The organism is Turicibacter sp. (assembly GCF_017941855.1).
GTDB lineage: Bacteria > Bacillota_I > Bacilli_A > MOL361 > Turicibacteraceae > Turicibacter > Turicibacter sanguinis.
The window spans coordinates 47990-64312 of record NZ_JAGAVR010000035.1 but is presented as its reverse complement, the minus strand read 5'-3'; the positions used below and the strand labels follow the sequence as shown (position 1 = coordinate 64312).

Here is a 16323-nt window from a genome sequence, read left to right as displayed (position 1 = left end):
AAAAAGTGATGCAAATCTCATTTGCATCACTTTTTTTATGAAGATAAAGCCGTTCTGGGTGGATGATTGGTTTTATCTTTTGATAAAACGATATGAACAATCATTGAAATGATCCCACTTATTAATAAGAATGAATAAAAGCTAATTCCACGACATAATAACATAGCTGGAACTAATAGATGGCTTGCAAAAAATAATTTAAAGACACTCATAAAGGCATTTTCTGAAGCTCCGACTGCACCTGGTAAGGGAATAGAGGAAACAGCTAATGAAACGAGTGCTTGTAAGGAAATAATTTCAAGCATAGTATATGTATTTAAATGAAAGGCTTTGTAGACGAAAAATGGAACAAGATAAGTGGCAGTTAGTTGAATCGTTGTTGTCAATACAATTTGAAGTAGTAAAAGGGGTTGCGTTTTAATGTAAGCTGCGCCTTTTGTATATTCTAAAACGAGTGTTTCTAGTTTTTGACGGGTTGCTTCAACATTTTTTAGAAGTTTCATTTTGGCCAATAAGGTCGTTAAAAAATTAATTAACTGATAAATGAATTTTTTAGAAAACATTGCCATCAAAATTGCAGTCGTTAAAATTAAATTAATAGAGACACTAAAGATTAAGAAATATTTAATTCCATTTAAGTTAGTCATGAGAAAGTCATGATTGACTAAAAAGAGAATTCCACCATATAACATCATGACAATTTGATAAACGACGGTAATAATTAATAAATTTAAGGAAGAGTAAGAAAGATTAATTTTTGCTTTACTCATATAAAACATTTGAGCGGGTTGGCCTCCAGATGAAGAGGGGGTAATCGAACTAAAGTAGAATCCTACGAAAGCAAACCCTAAACATTTAAGATATGAAACCTTTTGTTTTAAAGCTTTCATAATGGAAAAAGTATTCATTGCTTCGCATGCCACAAAAATAAACATCATAGCAAGTCCTAATAGAATGTAAAATGGATTCACCGTTTTGAGTGCTTGGAGAAGCGAACTGATGGATTGATCTTTGAAAATGAAATAACTTGTCAAACCCATTAGGAGTATCATAAATAAAAGACTTAAAGATTGCTTTGTTTTACTATTCATAAAGAACTCCTTTCTGGTGTAACGAAGTGATAACCTTGTTGTTTTAAATGTGGAAGTGTTGTTTTTAATGCCTCAAGCATACGTTTTGGGGCTAAAGGATCGGCATAGGCGCCATGTCCTGAATCATGTAAACATAAGATAGAGGAGTCATTAATTGAATTCAAAATTTTATTTTGAAGAATTAAGCTCATACTATTGTAATCCCAATCGTTAACCATTAAATTCCATAATATCATGGTTAAATCGTGTTTTTTTACAAAGTAATAGGTGAAAAGATTCGTATGTCCCCACGGGGGACGGTAATAATGAGATTTTACACCGATTTCTTCCATGATTTCAAGGCTTTTAGAGAAATCTTTTTTAGTATAAATGTAACTATAAAACCAAGCGTTTCGATGATTTAATGAATGAAGGGCAATCGTATGTCCCTCCATTTGCATACGTCGTACTAATTCAGGGTGTTGCAAAGCATGATCAGTGACGACGAAAAAGGTTGCTTTAATTTGATGTTGTTTCAATAAATCTAATAGTTTTGGGGTATACAAAGGGTTGGGGCCATCATCGAATGTTAGCATAATTCCTTTTTTTGGTGTGGATTTTATTACGTTTTTATTAATCATCTTATTATAATATGTTGGTAAAATAGAGTGGATCATAAACAAAATGATTAAAATTGTAGAAAATAGTTTCATGATGCATACGCTCCTAACTGTACAGATAAAATAATCTCTTCTAATGCATTTTTATCAAATTGTTTTTTTAATTGTTGCATGTTGCGTTTAATCTCATCTAAAGCCTTTGCATCATAAATAAGATTAGAAACCATTTCAATATAATCTGTTTGCTTTTTTTGAATGACATGTCCAAGGCAATGAAGTGAAATAAAGTTCGCGTTATTTACTTCCTGTTGTAAAAATGGTTCAAAGACAAGCAACGGAATTTCAGAATTAATCGCCTCAAATACCGTGATTCCACCTGGTTTAGAAATCATTAAATCAGCTTCTTGCATAAATTTATATACCTGGTCCGTAAATCCAATGACCTCAATATTTTGGTATTTATTATGCAATAAATTAAAAAGACGCTTGTTTTTCCCGGTAATTACCGTTGTTTTAACATGATTTAATTGATTTAGTGCTTCATAAAAAGATTCGGATTTGGGTAAGAGACCAAGACCACCTCCCATAATTAATAATTTCTTTTCATAGCTGTGACTATTTTTAAATGAAGACTCAATCGGTTCATTGAATTCGCGCTTAACAGGGATCCCGATGACTTGTATTTGACTGGCATGCACGCCTTTATTAATAAGGTCCATTTTGATAGAAAGAGAAGCAACTAAATAATAGGTTGTATTTTCATTAATCCATTCACAGTGACTACTTACATCAGTGATACAGGTAACAAAGGGAATTCTTTTTTTCGATTTTTTATCATAGTGAGACAATAACTGAGAACAAAACGGAACGGTTGAAATAATTAAAGTTGGATTTAATTCATTTATTAATTGCTGAAGAGAACGTGAAAAGTAGTCCACTAAAATAGGTTTTTGATTAATTTCTCCTTTTTCTGACAAACGATAGAAAAAGTTATAGCAAGTACTGGCTCGATTAATTAATAAATTAAAACTTTTATACAGGATATTTGAAACTCTGGGAGCTGAATATTCAAAAAAATCAACAATTGAAATTGAAGCATTTGGAAATTTTTGTTGAATTTGCTGTTCGATTGAATGCGAAGCAGAATAATGTCCCATTCCAAATTTAGCAGTTAAAATTAATATTTTCATTTGACATTCTCCTTTTTCCTTTTCATACGAGTATTATAAAAGTTAAATCTTTAGAATTAAGGAGAAAAAGTCTTAAGAAATTTTAAAGATTCTCTAATCAAACCTTAAGAATTAAGGTGATAATTCGAGATTAATGCATATTGTAATAAAAGTATGGATGATTGTCATACTATATATAAATAGAAATATCATTCATCATTTTATCATTCGTCTTAGTATTCAAACTTTTTTGAATACTAAGACGAATGATAGTCGAGGGGTCATTTTACAATAGAATTTAAAATCGTGTGGGTCACTTTAGTAGTGAGTATAGTAAGATTCCTACGCTAGTAGGATATAACATCCTCGATGGTTACGGAAAATAAAAAATTTTTAAGTGTCAAACATTTATCTAAAGTTATAGATAAAGATTATTTTTTTAAAGGAGGGATATGGTGAGGGATATTAACTCTTACATCACAACCATAAAAAATCAGATTGAGAAAAACCACGATGAGATTTTGTCATTAAGTCATGAAATTCATGATAACCCTGAAATTGGGAATCAAGAGGTAAAGGCTTGTAAATGGCTAACCGATTTATTAATCAAGCATGGATTTGAAGTGAAGGTTAATATTGCGACTCATCCGACGGGTTTTATTGCACGTAAAAAAGGGCAGAATAAAGGGCCTGTTATTGGATTATTAGCTGAATACGATGCTTTAAAGGGCTTAGGTCACGCGTGTGGACATAATATTATCGCGATGACGAGTGTAGCGGCAGGGATTGCACTTGCCCAAATCATCGATCAAACAGGTGGAGAAATTGTGGTGTTTGGAACGCCGGCTGAAGAGGGTGGACCTCATGGGAATGCAAAAGCCTCTTATGTTGCGGCCAATTTGTTTGAAGGTGTTGATGTTTGTATGATGATTCATCCTTTTCATACAACAGCTAAAACCCAGCCGACACTCGCGATTGTTCCGATTGAATTTGAGTTTTTTGGAAAAGCTTCTCATGCAGCCTCTGCACCTGAACAAGGGGTTAATGCCTTAGATGCTATGATTTTGTTTTATAACGGTGTTAACGCACTTCGTCAACAAAGTCCACGTGATGTTTTATATCATGGGATTATTACTCATGGCGGTGAAGCACCTAATATTATTCCAGATTATACAAAAGCAAGTTTTTATATTCGAGCTGCGCATCACGAAACTTGTTTAATTTATAAAGAAAAGATTTTACACATCGGAAAAGGTTGCGCTGAAGCAACAGGATGCGAGTTTAAGTATAACGATGATTTTAATCAAGTTCATGAGATGTTAATCTGTGATCGATTTGAACAGTTATTTATTGAAGAAGCAAAGAGATTAGGGTTAGAAGTTAAGTTAGAAGGTGCTAAAAGCATTGGTTCAACGGATGCCGGAAATGTGAGCCAAGTGGTTCCAACGATTCACCCAACACTTAAAATTTGTGACGAGTCCATTACGATTCATACCCAACACTTTAAAGAAGCTGCTATTTCAAAAGTAGGAGATCAAGCTATCTTAGATGGAGCATTGATTTTAGCTTCGATTGGGCTTCGATTATTAACAGAAGAATCGTTATTAAATGAGATAAAAAATGAATTTGAACAACTAAAATCGTTAAAGAGTCTAGTCAACTAAAGACTCTTTTTTAGTTTGTTTGTCATAATTGTAGGTTTTTTTTGAGTATACTATAGTAAAAAAAGGGGGAATTGTAGTGGAAAAAATGGTGCACAGTTTAATTGAGTTAATTGGACATACTCCGTTGTTAGAATTATGTCAGTACAATCAGCAAGAAGGAGTTTTGGCTTCTATTGTTGCTAAACTTGAGTATTTCAATCCTGCAGGAAGTGTAAAAGACCGCATTGCTTATTCGATGGTATTAGCAGCAGAGGAGGAAGGGAGATTAAGTAAAGACTCAGTTATTATTGAACCAACCAGTGGGAATACTGGGATTGGATTGGCTTTTGTTTGTGCAGCTAGAGGGTATCAACTAACTTTAGTCATGCCAGAAACAATGAGTCTTGAAAGACGTCATTTACTAAAGGCACTAGGTGCAAATTTAGTTTTAACAAAAGGCAGTGACGGAATGAAGGGCGCTATCGCTAAAGCAAATGAATTATGTGCTAGCACACCTAGAGGAATTATTTTACAACAGTTTGAAAATTCAGCTAATCCGCGCATTCATAAGCAAACGACCGCACTTGAGATTTGGGATGATTTAGAAGGGAATGTTGATGTGTTTGTAGCAGGGGTTGGGACGGGGGGAACGATTACCGGTATTGGTGAAGTTTTGAAACAGAAAAATCCCGATATTAAAATTATTGCTGTTGAGCCGAAAAGTTCGCCTGTTTTATCAGGAGGAAAACCAGGACCTCATAAGATTCAAGGAATTGGAGCAGGCTTTGTTCCTAAAATTTTAAATGAATCGATTATCGACGACATTGTGCAAGTTAGCGATGAGGATGCTATTGCAACATCGCGAAAGTTAGCCAAATCAGAAGGATTATTAGTTGGTATTTCATCAGGAGCAGCGATTTTTGCAGCGACTGAGCTAGCAAAACAAGAAGCATTTGCATTTAAACGAATTGTTGTTTTATGTCCGGATACAGGAGAGAGATATTTATCAACAGGTCTTTATGAACTGTAATGAAAAAAGACGACTTTCACGTTTTAGTGAAAATCGTCTTTTTTACTTTATAGAACGTTAATGACACGACGGTTAATTACGGTAGTTGCTTTTTTGGGGAAGATAATAGTTAAGGTATCCTGATTGAGCCTAGCTGTAATTTTATTACTTTCAACATCGCCTAAATTGAATGTTTGAGAAAAAGAGCTAGATTGATAACTTTGAGCCCCATCTTGCGTTGCCTGATATTCTTGTTTAACTGTTAAAATTAAGAGTTGATCTTCAACCACAAGTTGAATGTTTTCTCTTTTTAAATTAGGAAGAGTTAGCGTAAAGATGTATTCTGAACCTTGATCGATGAAAGAGGTGTTGTTCATTGTATTAAAGCTTGATTGAAATGAATTGAACATCATATTTTCCATCTGATTAAAAAGATCAAAAAAACCATTACCACTAGAAACTTGATTAGTCTGATTTTTAAAAGGTGTCAAATTAAACATAAAAATGCCTCCTTTTTAGCTGTTTTAGATTTTCTTCTTATTATATGTGTGATTGCCTCGAAATGTGCTCTATGATTAGACGTTAATTTATGCTAACATTAAAGAGGTCTAATATTTTATTATATGGTGATAAAAATGAATATTGTGGAGATTGCAAAGTTAGCCGGCGTTTCTAAATCGACGGTTTCAAGATATTTAAATGATGGCTATGTCAGCGAAGATGCCAGTACGAAAATTAAAGAAGTGATTGAAAAAACAGGATTTGTTCCAAAACGTCAAGCACAAATTATGAGAACACAAAAAACAAATTTAATCGGTGTTATTGTTCCTAAAATCAGTACTGAAACGGCAGCCCGCGTTGTTGAGGGAGTGACTAAAGAGTTAAGTAAGTATGGTTATGAAGTGTTGATTGGAAATTGTGAGTTATCGATTGAAAAAGAAATGGACTATTTAAAAGTATTTCGTAGTTATCAAGTCGATGGTATTATTTTCATGGCAACAGAAATAACACCTAAGCATTATGAGTTGATGGATCAACTTAATGTCCCGATTGTGGTTTTAGCACAAAGAGTTGAAAATTATCCATGTATTATTCACGATGACTATCATGCGAGCCGAGATGCTGTTAGGTTTCTTTTAGAAAAAGGCCATGAATCAATTGGATTTATTGGAGTAGGTGAATATGACGTGGCAGTTGGGGTTGAGCGTAAGAGAGGATATAAAGATGAGTTAATGGCTCAAGGAATAGCAATTGATGAGAATTTAATTCAAATTGGTGATTTCTCTCAGCAAAGTGGGTATCGTTTAGCAAAAGAGTTAATGGAGTTAAAGCGTCGACCGACTGCTATTTTCGCGGTAACTGATCATTTGGCCATTGGATGTATGGAGTATCTAAAAGAAGCGGGATATAAAATTCCTGAGGATATTTCTGTGATGGGACTTGGTGATACACAAATTGCAGGATTAGTTACGCCTAAATTAACAACCGTTCATTATTATTTTCAAACGTTAGGCGTTAGAGGAGCTAAGTTATTAGTTGATTATATTCAACAAGGGAAATCATCTACTAAAAATTGTGAAAGCAATTTTATTTTTACGTATAGACTTATTGAAAGAGATAGTGTATAATAATCTTCGAAATGGAGATTATTATTTTTTATCCGCGGTGGGAACGTTCCCTTAAGGTAGGGATCAGTTAATATAGTTTATTTTGCTCCAAGCAATGAGTAAGCGCAAATATTTTTATTAGAGAATGTGGGAACGTTCTCTCATTCTTTTGTAAAATAAGAAAGCGTGTTCTAAGAGTGAATGAGTAAGATAAAAGAGTTAATCAACGCTATAAGAGAATCGTTTTATGAAAATATTAATCTTATGAGACCTATCATGGGGTCGATCTAATCTTTAAGATAATGTCCCGAATAAATGATTATCTTAAAGTAGAGCTTGTAAATATGAAATTTGAGGAGGAGTACTCAATGGCAAATCAAAATTATGCTGAAGTAGCAAAAGCTATCCTTTCTGCTATTGGTGGAGCAGAGAATGTTAATAGTGCTGCACATTGTGCAACACGTTTACGTTTAGTTTTAAAAGATGAATCAAAGGTTGATCAAGCTGCGATTGAAAAAATGGATATTGTAAAAGGTGTATTTTCAACGGCTGGACAGTTCCAAATTATTATTGGACAAGGGACAGTTAATCGCGTTTATGCAGAATTAGCATCACTTGCTGGAATTCAAGAAATGAGTACGGCGGATGTTAAAGATGCTGCGATGGAAAAATTAAATCCTTTCCAACGTTTCTGCCGTATGTTATCAAACATTTTCGTTCCAATTATTCCTGCAATTGTAGCCGCTGGATTATTAATGGGAATTTTAGGAGTTGTTGATAAAGTTGGTTTAGGACATTTAAAAGAAGAATGGTGGTTCATGTTATTAGATATGTTCTCATCAGCAGCTTTTAACTTCTTACCAATTTTAATTGCAATCTCTGCAGCAAAACAATTCAAGTGTAATCCTTACTTAGCAGCAACAATCGGGGGAATTATGATTCACCCTGCTTTACAAAATGCTTGGACACAAGGGACAGGATATGAAACAGTTAGTGTTATGGGATTATTTGATATGCCATTACTTGGATACCAAGGAACTGTTTTACCAATCTTAATTGTGATCTTTGTTATGTCTTATGTTGAGAAATATACTCGTAAATTCGTACCTAAGATGTTAGATATTTTATTAACTCCATTAATTACAGTCCTAGTAACTGGATTCTTAGCTTTAGTAGTTATCGGACCAATCGCTAACACAGTAGGTGGAGCAATCTCAACATTCTTCACGTATGCCCTAAATAACTTTGGAATCTTCGCAGGATTATTATTAGGTGGAACTTATTCATCAGTTGTTATCACTGGGATTCACCATAGTTTCCATGCTGTTGAATTAGAGTTAATTGGAAATACTGGATTCAATCCATTATTACCAATCTGGGCAATGGCAAACGTGGCACAAGGTGGGGCAGCATTCGCAGTTTACTTTATGACTAAAAATGCTAAAACAAAAGCAATCGCTTTACCATCGGCAGTTAGTTGCTTATTCGGTGTAACAGAAGCAGCAATCTTCGGTGTAAATATGAAGTATGGTCGTCCATTTATCGGGGCAGCAATTGGTGGTGCTTTAGGTGGAGCATATGTTGTGATGACTAAAGTATTATTTACAGCTGTTGGTGTAACTGGATTACCAGCCTTAGCTATCACTGCACCAGGAACAATGTTAAATTATTTAATCGCAATGGGAATTGCACTTGCAGGTGCATTTATTGCAACATGGATTCTTGGAATTAAAGAAGAAAACTAATATTTAAATATTGAGATCAAAGATGAATAATGGGAGTTTCCCACTATTCATTTTTGCGTATATAAAGAAAAGGAGAACGGTATCATGAAAAAAGTCATTGCAATCGGAGAAGCATTAATTGATTTTATTCCACAACAAAAAGGAGTCGCTTTAAAAGACGTTGAAGGATTTGTGCGTGTTCCAGGAGGAGCACCATTAAATGTGGCAGCAGCCGTTGCAAAATTAGGTGGTCGTGCACAAATGTTAACCAAGTTAGGGGTAGATGGATTTGGAGATGCCATCTTAGAAGAAGTTAAGCCTTTAGGTGTTGATGTGTCACGCATTAGTCGTACAAATGAGGCGAATACAGCTTTAGCATTTGTATCATTAAAAGAAGATGGAGAGCGTGATTTCTCATTCTATCGAAATCCAAGTGCAGATATGTTATTAAGTGCTGAAGAAATTTGTGAAGAAGATTTTGAAGAAGGAATTATCTTACACTTCTGTTCAGTAAGCCTAATTGATGCTCCAATTAAAGAGGCACATAAAAAAGCGATTGAATATACAACGAAGCATAATGGAATCATCAGTTTCGATCCAAATGTTCGCTTACCTTTATGGAAAACACCAGAAGCTTGCCGTCAAGCTATTTTAGAATTCTTACCATTATCAAATATCGTGAAAATTAGTGATGAGGAATTAGAATTTATCACAGGAATTAAAGACGAACAAGAAGCACTAAAATCATTATTTGTTGGTCAAGTTGAAGTTGTCATCTATACGAAGGGGACGGAGGGTGCAGAATTTATTACGAAAGAACGTAATATTTCAGTTCCATCATTTAAGGTAAAAGCAGAAGATACGACTGGGGCAGGAGACTCTTATATCGGATCATTCTTATATCAAGTTTCAAAAGCAGCGACAAACTTAGAAGAATTAGTGAATTTAGATGAAGCTAAAGTAGTAGAAATCTTAACGTTTTCAGCCGCAACAGCAGCACTAACAGTTTCTAAAAAAGGTGCAATTGCAGCCTTACCAACAACAGAAGCAGTTATTGAAATGATGAATCGCTAAGCTATAAAAAATGGGAGGCTAGAGCATGATGACAAAAGAGCAGTTTATTAAAGAAATTGAAGCCCACAAACACGAAGTAATGAATAAAGTTACAACGGATGCTTGGCGCAATAAGTATCATATTATGGCCCCAATGGGATGGATTAATGATCCGAATGGATTATGTTATTTTAAAGGTTTATACCATGTGTTTTATCAATACTCTCCACTTGATGCAAAGGGTGGCTTAAAATTTTGGGGACATTATACATCGCCAGATATGGTAAATTGGACAGAGCATGAAATTGCCTTATATCCAGATATTGCGGCAGATGTTGATGGAGTTTATTCGGGTTCAGCCATTATTCATAATGATGAAATGTACTTATTTTATACAGGGAATGTTAAACATGAGGGGAATCATGATTACATCTTAACAGGACGTGAACAAAATGTAATTATGGTTAAATCAAGTGATGGATTTAACTTTTCAGAAAAACAAGTTTTATTAACAAATGAAGATTATCCTAAAAATATGGGCCTTCATGTTCGTGATCCAAAAGTTTGGGAAGAAGATGGAATGTTCTACATGGTTTTAGGAGCTCGTTCTGTTGACAATAAAGGATATGTTTTACTATACCAATCAACTAATTTAACGGATTGGAAATTATTAAGCGTTCCTGCAGGTGGACTTGATGACATGGGATTCATGTGGGAGTGTCCAGATACATTCAAGTTAGAAGGTAAAGATGTTTTTATGTTCTCACCACAAGGAATAGACGCTAAAGGATTAAAATTCCATAATGTTTATCAAAGTGGATATGCGATTGGTTCATTTGATGAATCTAAACATGTTTTAAATCTAGGAGAATTTGATGAGCTAGATCGCGGATTTGATTTTTATGCGCCACAAACATTTATTAATCATGATGGACGTGTGATTATGTATGGTTGGGCAGGTGTTCCGGATGCAATTGAACATAAGAATCCAACGATTGAAAATGAATGGCAACATTGTTTAACCCTTCCACGTCAACTTGTCTTAAAAGGTGATAAAATTTATCAATTACCTGTTGACGAACTAAAAGCGATGCGTCAATCAGAAATTGCCATGAATAATTTATCTTTAGGTGAAAAGAAGGAAATTGAATTATTCGAAAACTATGCTTTTGAATTAAACTTAGAATTTACTAACTCAACGAAATTTAGACTTACACTTCGTGAAGATTTAAAATTATCTTATGAAAATGGTATTTTTACATTAGCGTTAGGTGAAAGTGGATATGGGCGTGATGAACGTTCGGTTGCGGTTGACACGATTGAAAATCTTCATATTTATTCCGATCATTCAATCGTAGAAGTTTATTTAAATAATGGAGCAGAAGTCTTTACAACTCGTATTTATAATAAGGAAGTTGATCAAAACTTAGTTCTTGAAGGTGAAGGGCAAGTTAATCTTGTAAAATGGCAATTATAATGTAAAAAAGAGAAATCACATGTGATTTCTCTTTTTTTACACATACCTAACTAACAAATTAACATAATGATATAAAATATGGAAATTATACTTTAGTAAAATTCTAAACGTGTTATAATGATAGAAATAGCTTTGATATGGGAGAGAGAGTATGAAAAAGGACGCTAATTTTTACTTTAAACTATTTTATTCAACGTTTTGTTTGAGTGCTTTTACTTTTGGTGGTGGCTATGTCATTGTTCCATTAATGAGAAAGAAATTTGTTAATGAATTAGAGTGGTTAGATGAAAAAGAAATGCTCGATTTGACTGCAATTGCACAATCAGCACCAGGGGCAATGGCGGTTAATGCTGCCATTTTAGTTGGATATCGATTAGCTGGAATTTTAGGAGCATTTATCACTATCTTAGCGACAGTTTTACCACCTTTAATTATTTTATCGGTTATTTCAATGTTTTATCAATTGTTTAGAGAAAGTATTTTGGTGGGTGCATTGATGTTTGGAATGCAAGCAGCGATTGGAGCTGTTATTGTAGATGTTGTTTTTGGCATGGCAAATAATCTTGTGAAAGATAGTGGGAAAAAGATGATTTGGATGATGTTAATCGTTTTTATACTCAGTTATATTTTCAATGTGAATCTAATTTTAATTATCATCACATGTGCACTAATCGGAGCATTTTCAGTTCATAAACATAGAGAAACAAAGGGAGATGAGGTGACAGAATGATTTATCTAAAACTATTTCTTAGTTTTTTTCAAATAGGTCTATTTAGTTTTGGAGGAGGATATGCGGCATTACCTCTGATAGAGGAACAAGTTGTTGTACAAAATGGTTGGTTAAGTATGACGGGATTCACAGATATTATAACGATTTCGCAAATGACCCCGGGTCCGATTGTAATTAATGCTGCAACCTTTGTTGGAATGCAAATTGCAGGACTTCTAGGAGCCATTATTGCAACAATGGGGTGTGTTTCTCCATCTTGTATCATTGTCTTAACCTTAGCCTTTTTATATCAGCGATACAAAGAATTACCGATTATAAAGGGGATTCTGTTCGGTTTACGTCCTGCCGTTGTCGCATTAATTGCTAGTGCAGGTGTATCCATTATTTGTTTATCTTTTTTTGGGGAGGAAATATGGCCACCGAATTTGAATCATCTTCAGGTGGTGTCTGTGATTCTTTTTATACTTAGTTTAATTGGACTTCGTAAGTTTAAGCTTAATCCGATTACGGTCATGCTTATAGCAGGAGGAATTTCCGTTATCCTACAATTCATTTAAAATAATAAAAAAGAACAAGTCATATGACTTGTTCTTTTTTATTATTTTAAATGACGTCTTGGAATATTAAAGCGTAATTTACGTTCAATAGCATTTAATTCAAAGTCATCTTTTGGAGCAACGAATAAACAAGTATACCCTTCTTCACCAGCGCGACCTGTACGTCCGATACGATGAATATAAGTTTCTGGTGTTTCAGGGATATCATAATTATAAATATGAGTCACTCCACTAATATCAAGGCCACGTGATGCTACATCTGTTGCAATTAAATATTGTAAATCAGCCTCTCTAAATGACTTTAAAATACGCTCGCGTTTATTTTGAGCAATGTCACTGTGAATGACTTGGGTATTGAAACCACGTTGCTTCATTTTAGCGAATAATTGATCAGCACGACGTTTCGTACGACAGAAAATAATCGCTAAAAATGGGTTATCTTCTTCAAGAACTTGACAAAGTGCATCAGCCTTCCAACGATCCGTCGTTTCAACTAATTCTTGCTTAATACTTTCAACAGCAACTTTTTTAGCTTCAATCGTAATCATTGTTGGATCATATGAATAACGGTACGCTAGACGTTTAACGTTTGGTGCCATTGTAGCAGAAAAACATAAGGTCTGTCTATTTCTTGGCGTTTGACGTAAGATTTGATCCACTTCATTTCTAAATCCCATTAATAACATTTGATCTGCTTCATCAATAACAACAGATTTGACTTTATCTAAAGTAATCGTTTGACGTTCTAGGTGATCAATTAAGCGACCTGGCGTTGCGATAATCAGATGAATTGATTTTTTTAGCTTATTTAATTGAGAACCAATGTTGCGACCTCCATATGCGGCTAAAACATTAATGTTTCGAATTTCTGCTAGTTTATTAGCTTCTTCTGTAATTTGCAAGGCTAATTCACGAGTTGGTGTAATAATCAAAGCTTGTGTTGCTTCGATATCAGGTGAAATATTTTCAAAAAGTGGCAGTAAGAATGCTAATGTTTTTCCAGTTCCAGTTTGGGCTTGAGCAATGACATCTTTATAATTTTTAATTAAGGGATAGCATTGTTCTTGAATAGGAGTAGGTGAAGTGATACCAGATTTTTTTAAAACTTGAATCAGATCATCACTAACACCTAATGTTTTAAAGTTCATATTGAATTACCTCTCGTTGTTAAATTTATTACCTTAATCATACCATAGTCTGATAGATTTACCTAATTTTCAATTTAAAAAAAGACCATCTTACCTAGATGGTCAAAGAACGATATATATCTAACACTACCCTCAATAAGAATTCATTCCCCAATGAACCCTTATAAGACTATTTTAACTCTAAAATAATGATAAAAAAAGTGTTCATTTGCACACAAAAGGCGGATTAATCAATAAAGATGATGATAATTTACTAATAAATGCAATAAAATGTATGAAATAGGAGGTAAAACACAAAACAAAAGAAAAAATGTGTTAAACTTTGGTTAGTTGAGAATAGAAGAGAAATGGGCTGATACAGGGAGTGATCGTAGTGACTAGCATGAATCACAATATCAAATTATATTGCGATAAATTATTACAGGATGAATCATACATTTTAAAGCTAATGTCAATTTTAGGGGATCAAAAACGTGGAAAAAAATTATCTTTATCTGATTTAGAACAGATTTTAATCTTTACTAAAAAACATCAATTAAAATTAGCACAGGCCGGCATGCTTCATGTGGTAGCATGGTTCAGTGGCGAAGATGGGATATATGATATTGCGATTGATTATTTGTTAGAGTCTTATCAGATTTATGAAAGTTTAAACGCAGTTGATGGAATGGTATCAGTATGTAATGCGTTAATGTGCGTGTATTTTCACACCGGACTATATACGGAGAGTCAAGAATGGGGAGTAAAAGGAATTAAACTTTCAGAAGGTTTAGAAGATCCAAAATATGTGGCTCATCTTTTAGGAAATACCGTGATTCATTATTTAAGATTAGAAAAATATAAAGAAGCTCGAGAAGTTCAAGAAAGAGTTAATTATTTAAACATTAACACAACGAAAATGAATGAGTTAGTTTTTTTACAAACGGAAGCAGAATTATGTTTAGTAGAGGGTAATTTGAAAAAATCTAAAGTCATCTTAGATGACGTAATCAAGAGATCTTATGAATTAGGTTATCCGATTGCATTTGCTGATTCATTCCGTTTAAAGGCACGACTGCTACATAGTATGGGGGATGAAGTAGGAAGTGACTTGAATTTTCAAAAGAGTGAAGAAATTGCGATTCAATATCAGTTAAAACAGGAAAAAATGAAGACGTATTTGGAATGGGCAAAAATCTGTTTGCAACAAAAGCGATATGAAAAAGCCGAGGATTATTTGCTAAAAGCTTATCAACAGGCCAATCGAAAAGTTGATCCACTCTTTTTCTCACAATTATGTGGGACATTGATTGAGTTGTATAAAGCAATCCATGATTTTGAAAAGGCGTTAAACTATTATGAAATTAAGTATGAGCATGAAAAAACGTTAGAATTAGCTAGAACTGAGTTATGGGGTAAAAAGTTAACACAGGAAATGTCTGCATATGAATTAAGAATTATTAAAACGCTATATGATGAACTTCAAATTATTTCATCGATTGGTCAATCCTTAACAACGAATTTAAGTTATAAGCAACTATTATTAAGAATTCACGATGAATTAGCTAACTTGATTAGTTCTAATGTCATGGCGATAACAGAATTAAATCAGGAAGAAGAAAGTTTAAAATATGCTATCTATATGCAAGACGGGGACTATGTGGATTCAGGGCATATCCAACTTGATGATGAAAATAGTTTAGGTGTCTACTGTATTAAACATAAAAAAAGTTTAATTATCCATGATCTTTTAACAGAGTACAAACACTATCATCTTGAAAAAGATAAAACCATTTTACTTCAGAAGGGAATACAATCCTTATTATGTTGTCCCCTACTCATTCAAGATGAGGTAAAAGGTTACATTACCATTCAAAGTTATGAGAAAAATCAATACTCAGAGCGTGATTTAAGCAAGTTAAGTATATTAGCATCTTACATTGCTATCGCGCTTGAAAATGCTAAATTATATAAAAAGGCAAATTACTTAGCTCGTTATGATGGATTGACAGGTCTAAATAATCGAGTTCAAGTTCTAAAAAAAGGGGAACAAATGCTTAAATCGGCTCACAATGATCGCTGCTGTGTTTTAATGTTAGACATTGATCACTTTAAAAAGATTAATGACACATTTGGTCATCTAGTTGGAGATGAGGTGATTCAAAAAGTAGGATTACTTTTAACAAAGAAAGTTAATTCAAATATTCATATCGGACGATATGGAGGAGAAGAATTTGTTATTTTCTTGCAAGGTTATACTGAGTCGAAGGCATTAGTATTTGCTGAGAAAATCAGAGAAGAATTGTTAACCCTTAGCGTAAAAAGAATAAAAGAGCACTTTCCTTCAATTACGGCTAGTTTTGGCGTTTATGAATACGAACAAGGTTCTTTATCTGCGGAAGAAGGCATTCATTTTGCTGATCTGGCTATGTATTATTCTAAAACGACAGGACGTAATAAAGTGACGCCGTACAGCATGCTTGAAAATAAGGAGACTATTGCTTAATTTTATTAAGTAGTAGTTTTTTTATTAACCT

At 33.8% G+C, this 16323-nt stretch carries 14 protein-coding genes; 9 read left to right on the top strand and 5 right to left on the bottom strand.

Annotated elements, in window-relative coordinates; translation table 11 throughout:
- Positions 1-35: 35 nt before the first annotated feature.
- Genes J6D32_RS05800 through J6D32_RS05790 form a run of 3 tightly spaced genes read right to left on the bottom strand, consistent with a single transcriptional unit; the run spans position 36 to position 2880 of the window.
- Positions 36-1091, bottom strand: coding sequence for a lysylphosphatidylglycerol synthase transmembrane domain-containing protein (locus tag J6D32_RS05800; RefSeq protein ID WP_009606504.1), 1056 nt, complete (start codon positions 1089-1091; stop codon positions 36-38).
- The gene (locus J6D32_RS05795) at positions 1088-1783 is read right to left on the bottom strand and encodes a polysaccharide deacetylase family protein (protein ID WP_055165081.1); all 696 of its coding nucleotides are present in this window, start codon (positions 1781-1783) and stop codon (positions 1088-1090) included. The genes J6D32_RS05800 and J6D32_RS05795 overlap by 4 nt, the downstream gene beginning before the upstream one ends.
- The gene (locus J6D32_RS05790) at positions 1780-2880 is read right to left on the bottom strand and encodes an MGDG synthase family glycosyltransferase (RefSeq protein WP_006785002.1); all 1101 of its coding nucleotides are present in this window, start codon (positions 2878-2880) and stop codon (positions 1780-1782) included. Before J6D32_RS05790 ends, J6D32_RS05795 begins: the two co-directional genes overlap by 4 nt.
- 431 nt (positions 2881-3311) lie before the next feature.
- Between J6D32_RS05790 and J6D32_RS05785 the strand changes: the two genes are divergently transcribed.
- Together J6D32_RS05785 and cysK are read left to right on the top strand one after the other, a co-directional pair.
- The gene (locus J6D32_RS05785; protein ID WP_006785003.1) at positions 3312-4523 is read left to right on the top strand and encodes a M20 family metallopeptidase; all 1212 of its coding nucleotides are present in this window, start codon (positions 3312-3314) and stop codon (positions 4521-4523) included.
- A gap of 76 nt (positions 4524-4599) precedes the next feature.
- Positions 4600-5532 carry a cysteine synthase A gene (cysK, locus tag J6D32_RS05780; protein WP_055165086.1) on the top strand — a complete coding sequence of 311 codons (933 nt, stop codon included), beginning with the start codon at positions 4600-4602 and terminating at the stop codon, positions 5530-5532.
- A gap of 47 nt (positions 5533-5579) precedes the next feature.
- On the opposite strand, the gene J6D32_RS05775 is transcribed toward cysK, so the two are convergent.
- The gene (locus tag J6D32_RS05775) at positions 5580-6011 is read right to left on the bottom strand and encodes an Hsp20/alpha crystallin family protein (RefSeq protein WP_006785005.1); all 432 of its coding nucleotides are present in this window, start codon (positions 6009-6011) and stop codon (positions 5580-5582) included.
- Between the two features lie 135 nt (positions 6012-6146).
- Between J6D32_RS05775 and J6D32_RS05770 the strand changes: the two genes are divergently transcribed.
- The 6 genes from J6D32_RS05770 (at position 6147) to J6D32_RS05745 (ending at position 12659) form a co-directional block, all read left to right on the top strand.
- Positions 6147-7139 (top strand): LacI family DNA-binding transcriptional regulator, encoded by a 993-nt coding sequence (locus J6D32_RS05770; protein WP_287467386.1) that lies wholly within the window; start codon positions 6147-6149, stop codon positions 7137-7139.
- A 347-nt stretch (positions 7140-7486) separates the two neighbouring features.
- Entirely contained in the window at positions 7487-8863 is a 1377-nt protein-coding gene (locus J6D32_RS05765; RefSeq protein WP_009607469.1) for a sucrose-specific PTS transporter subunit IIBC, read from the top strand.
- A gap of 84 nt (positions 8864-8947) precedes the next feature.
- Entirely contained in the window at positions 8948-9916 is a 969-nt protein-coding gene (locus tag J6D32_RS05760; protein WP_006785008.1) for a carbohydrate kinase family protein, read from the top strand.
- 25 nt (positions 9917-9941) lie between these two features.
- On the top strand, positions 9942-11372 hold the full coding sequence (locus J6D32_RS05755; protein ID WP_129821186.1) for a glycoside hydrolase family 32 protein: 1431 nt from the start codon (positions 9942-9944) through the stop codon (positions 11370-11372).
- 151 nt (positions 11373-11523) lie between these two features.
- Positions 11524-12102: a chromate transporter gene (locus J6D32_RS05750; RefSeq protein ID WP_009607470.1), complete on the top strand. Its 579-nt coding sequence runs from the start codon at positions 11524-11526 to the stop codon at positions 12100-12102.
- Positions 12099-12659, top strand: a complete 561-nt coding sequence (locus J6D32_RS05745) for a chromate transporter (protein ID WP_129821185.1) — start codon at positions 12099-12101, stop codon at positions 12657-12659. The genes J6D32_RS05750 and J6D32_RS05745 overlap by 4 nt, the downstream gene beginning before the upstream one ends.
- A gap of 41 nt (positions 12660-12700) precedes the next feature.
- On the opposite strand, the gene J6D32_RS05740 is transcribed toward J6D32_RS05745, so the two are convergent.
- The gene (locus tag J6D32_RS05740) at positions 12701-13807 is read right to left on the bottom strand and encodes a DEAD/DEAH box helicase (RefSeq protein WP_006785679.1); all 1107 of its coding nucleotides are present in this window, start codon (positions 13805-13807) and stop codon (positions 12701-12703) included.
- A 382-nt stretch (positions 13808-14189) separates the two neighbouring features.
- Here J6D32_RS05740 and J6D32_RS05735 point away from each other — a divergent pair, with 382 nt between their 5' ends.
- A complete protein-coding gene (locus J6D32_RS05735; RefSeq protein ID WP_155062257.1) occupies positions 14190-16292 on the top strand; it encodes a sensor domain-containing diguanylate cyclase in 2103 nt (700 codons plus the stop codon).
- The last annotated feature ends 31 nt before the right edge of the window (positions 16293-16323 follow it).

Excerpts from the sequence above, each read along its gene's own strand:
- J6D32_RS05800 (WP_009606504.1), bottom strand. The coding sequence starts at position 1,091 with ATGAATAGTAAAACAAAGCAATCTTTAAGTCTTTTATTTATGATACTC.
- J6D32_RS05795 (WP_055165081.1), bottom strand. The coding sequence starts at position 1,783 with ATGAAACTATTTTCTACAATTTTAATCATTTTGTTTATGATCCACTCT.
- J6D32_RS05790 (WP_006785002.1), bottom strand. The coding sequence starts at position 2,880 with ATGAAAATATTAATTTTAACTGCTAAATTTGGAATGGGACATTATTCT.
- J6D32_RS05785 (WP_006785003.1), top strand. The coding sequence starts at position 3,312 with ATGGTGAGGGATATTAACTCTTACATCACAACCATAAAAAATCAGATT.
- J6D32_RS05775 (WP_006785005.1), bottom strand. The coding sequence starts at position 6,011 with ATGTTTAATTTGACACCTTTTAAAAATCAGACTAATCAAGTTTCTAGT.
- J6D32_RS05770 (WP_287467386.1), top strand. The coding sequence starts at position 6,147 with ATGAATATTGTGGAGATTGCAAAGTTAGCCGGCGTTTCTAAATCGACG.
- J6D32_RS05765 (WP_009607469.1), top strand. The coding sequence starts at position 7,487 with ATGGCAAATCAAAATTATGCTGAAGTAGCAAAAGCTATCCTTTCTGCT.
- J6D32_RS05760 (WP_006785008.1), top strand. The coding sequence starts at position 8,948 with ATGAAAAAAGTCATTGCAATCGGAGAAGCATTAATTGATTTTATTCCA.
- J6D32_RS05755 (WP_129821186.1), top strand. The coding sequence starts at position 9,942 with ATGATGACAAAAGAGCAGTTTATTAAAGAAATTGAAGCCCACAAACAC.
- J6D32_RS05750 (WP_009607470.1), top strand. The coding sequence starts at position 11,524 with ATGAAAAAGGACGCTAATTTTTACTTTAAACTATTTTATTCAACGTTT.
- J6D32_RS05745 (WP_129821185.1), top strand. The coding sequence starts at position 12,099 with ATGATTTATCTAAAACTATTTCTTAGTTTTTTTCAAATAGGTCTATTT.
- J6D32_RS05740 (WP_006785679.1), bottom strand. The coding sequence starts at position 13,807 with ATGAACTTTAAAACATTAGGTGTTAGTGATGATCTGATTCAAGTTTTA.
- J6D32_RS05735 (WP_155062257.1), top strand. The coding sequence starts at position 14,190 with ATGAATCACAATATCAAATTATATTGCGATAAATTATTACAGGATGAA.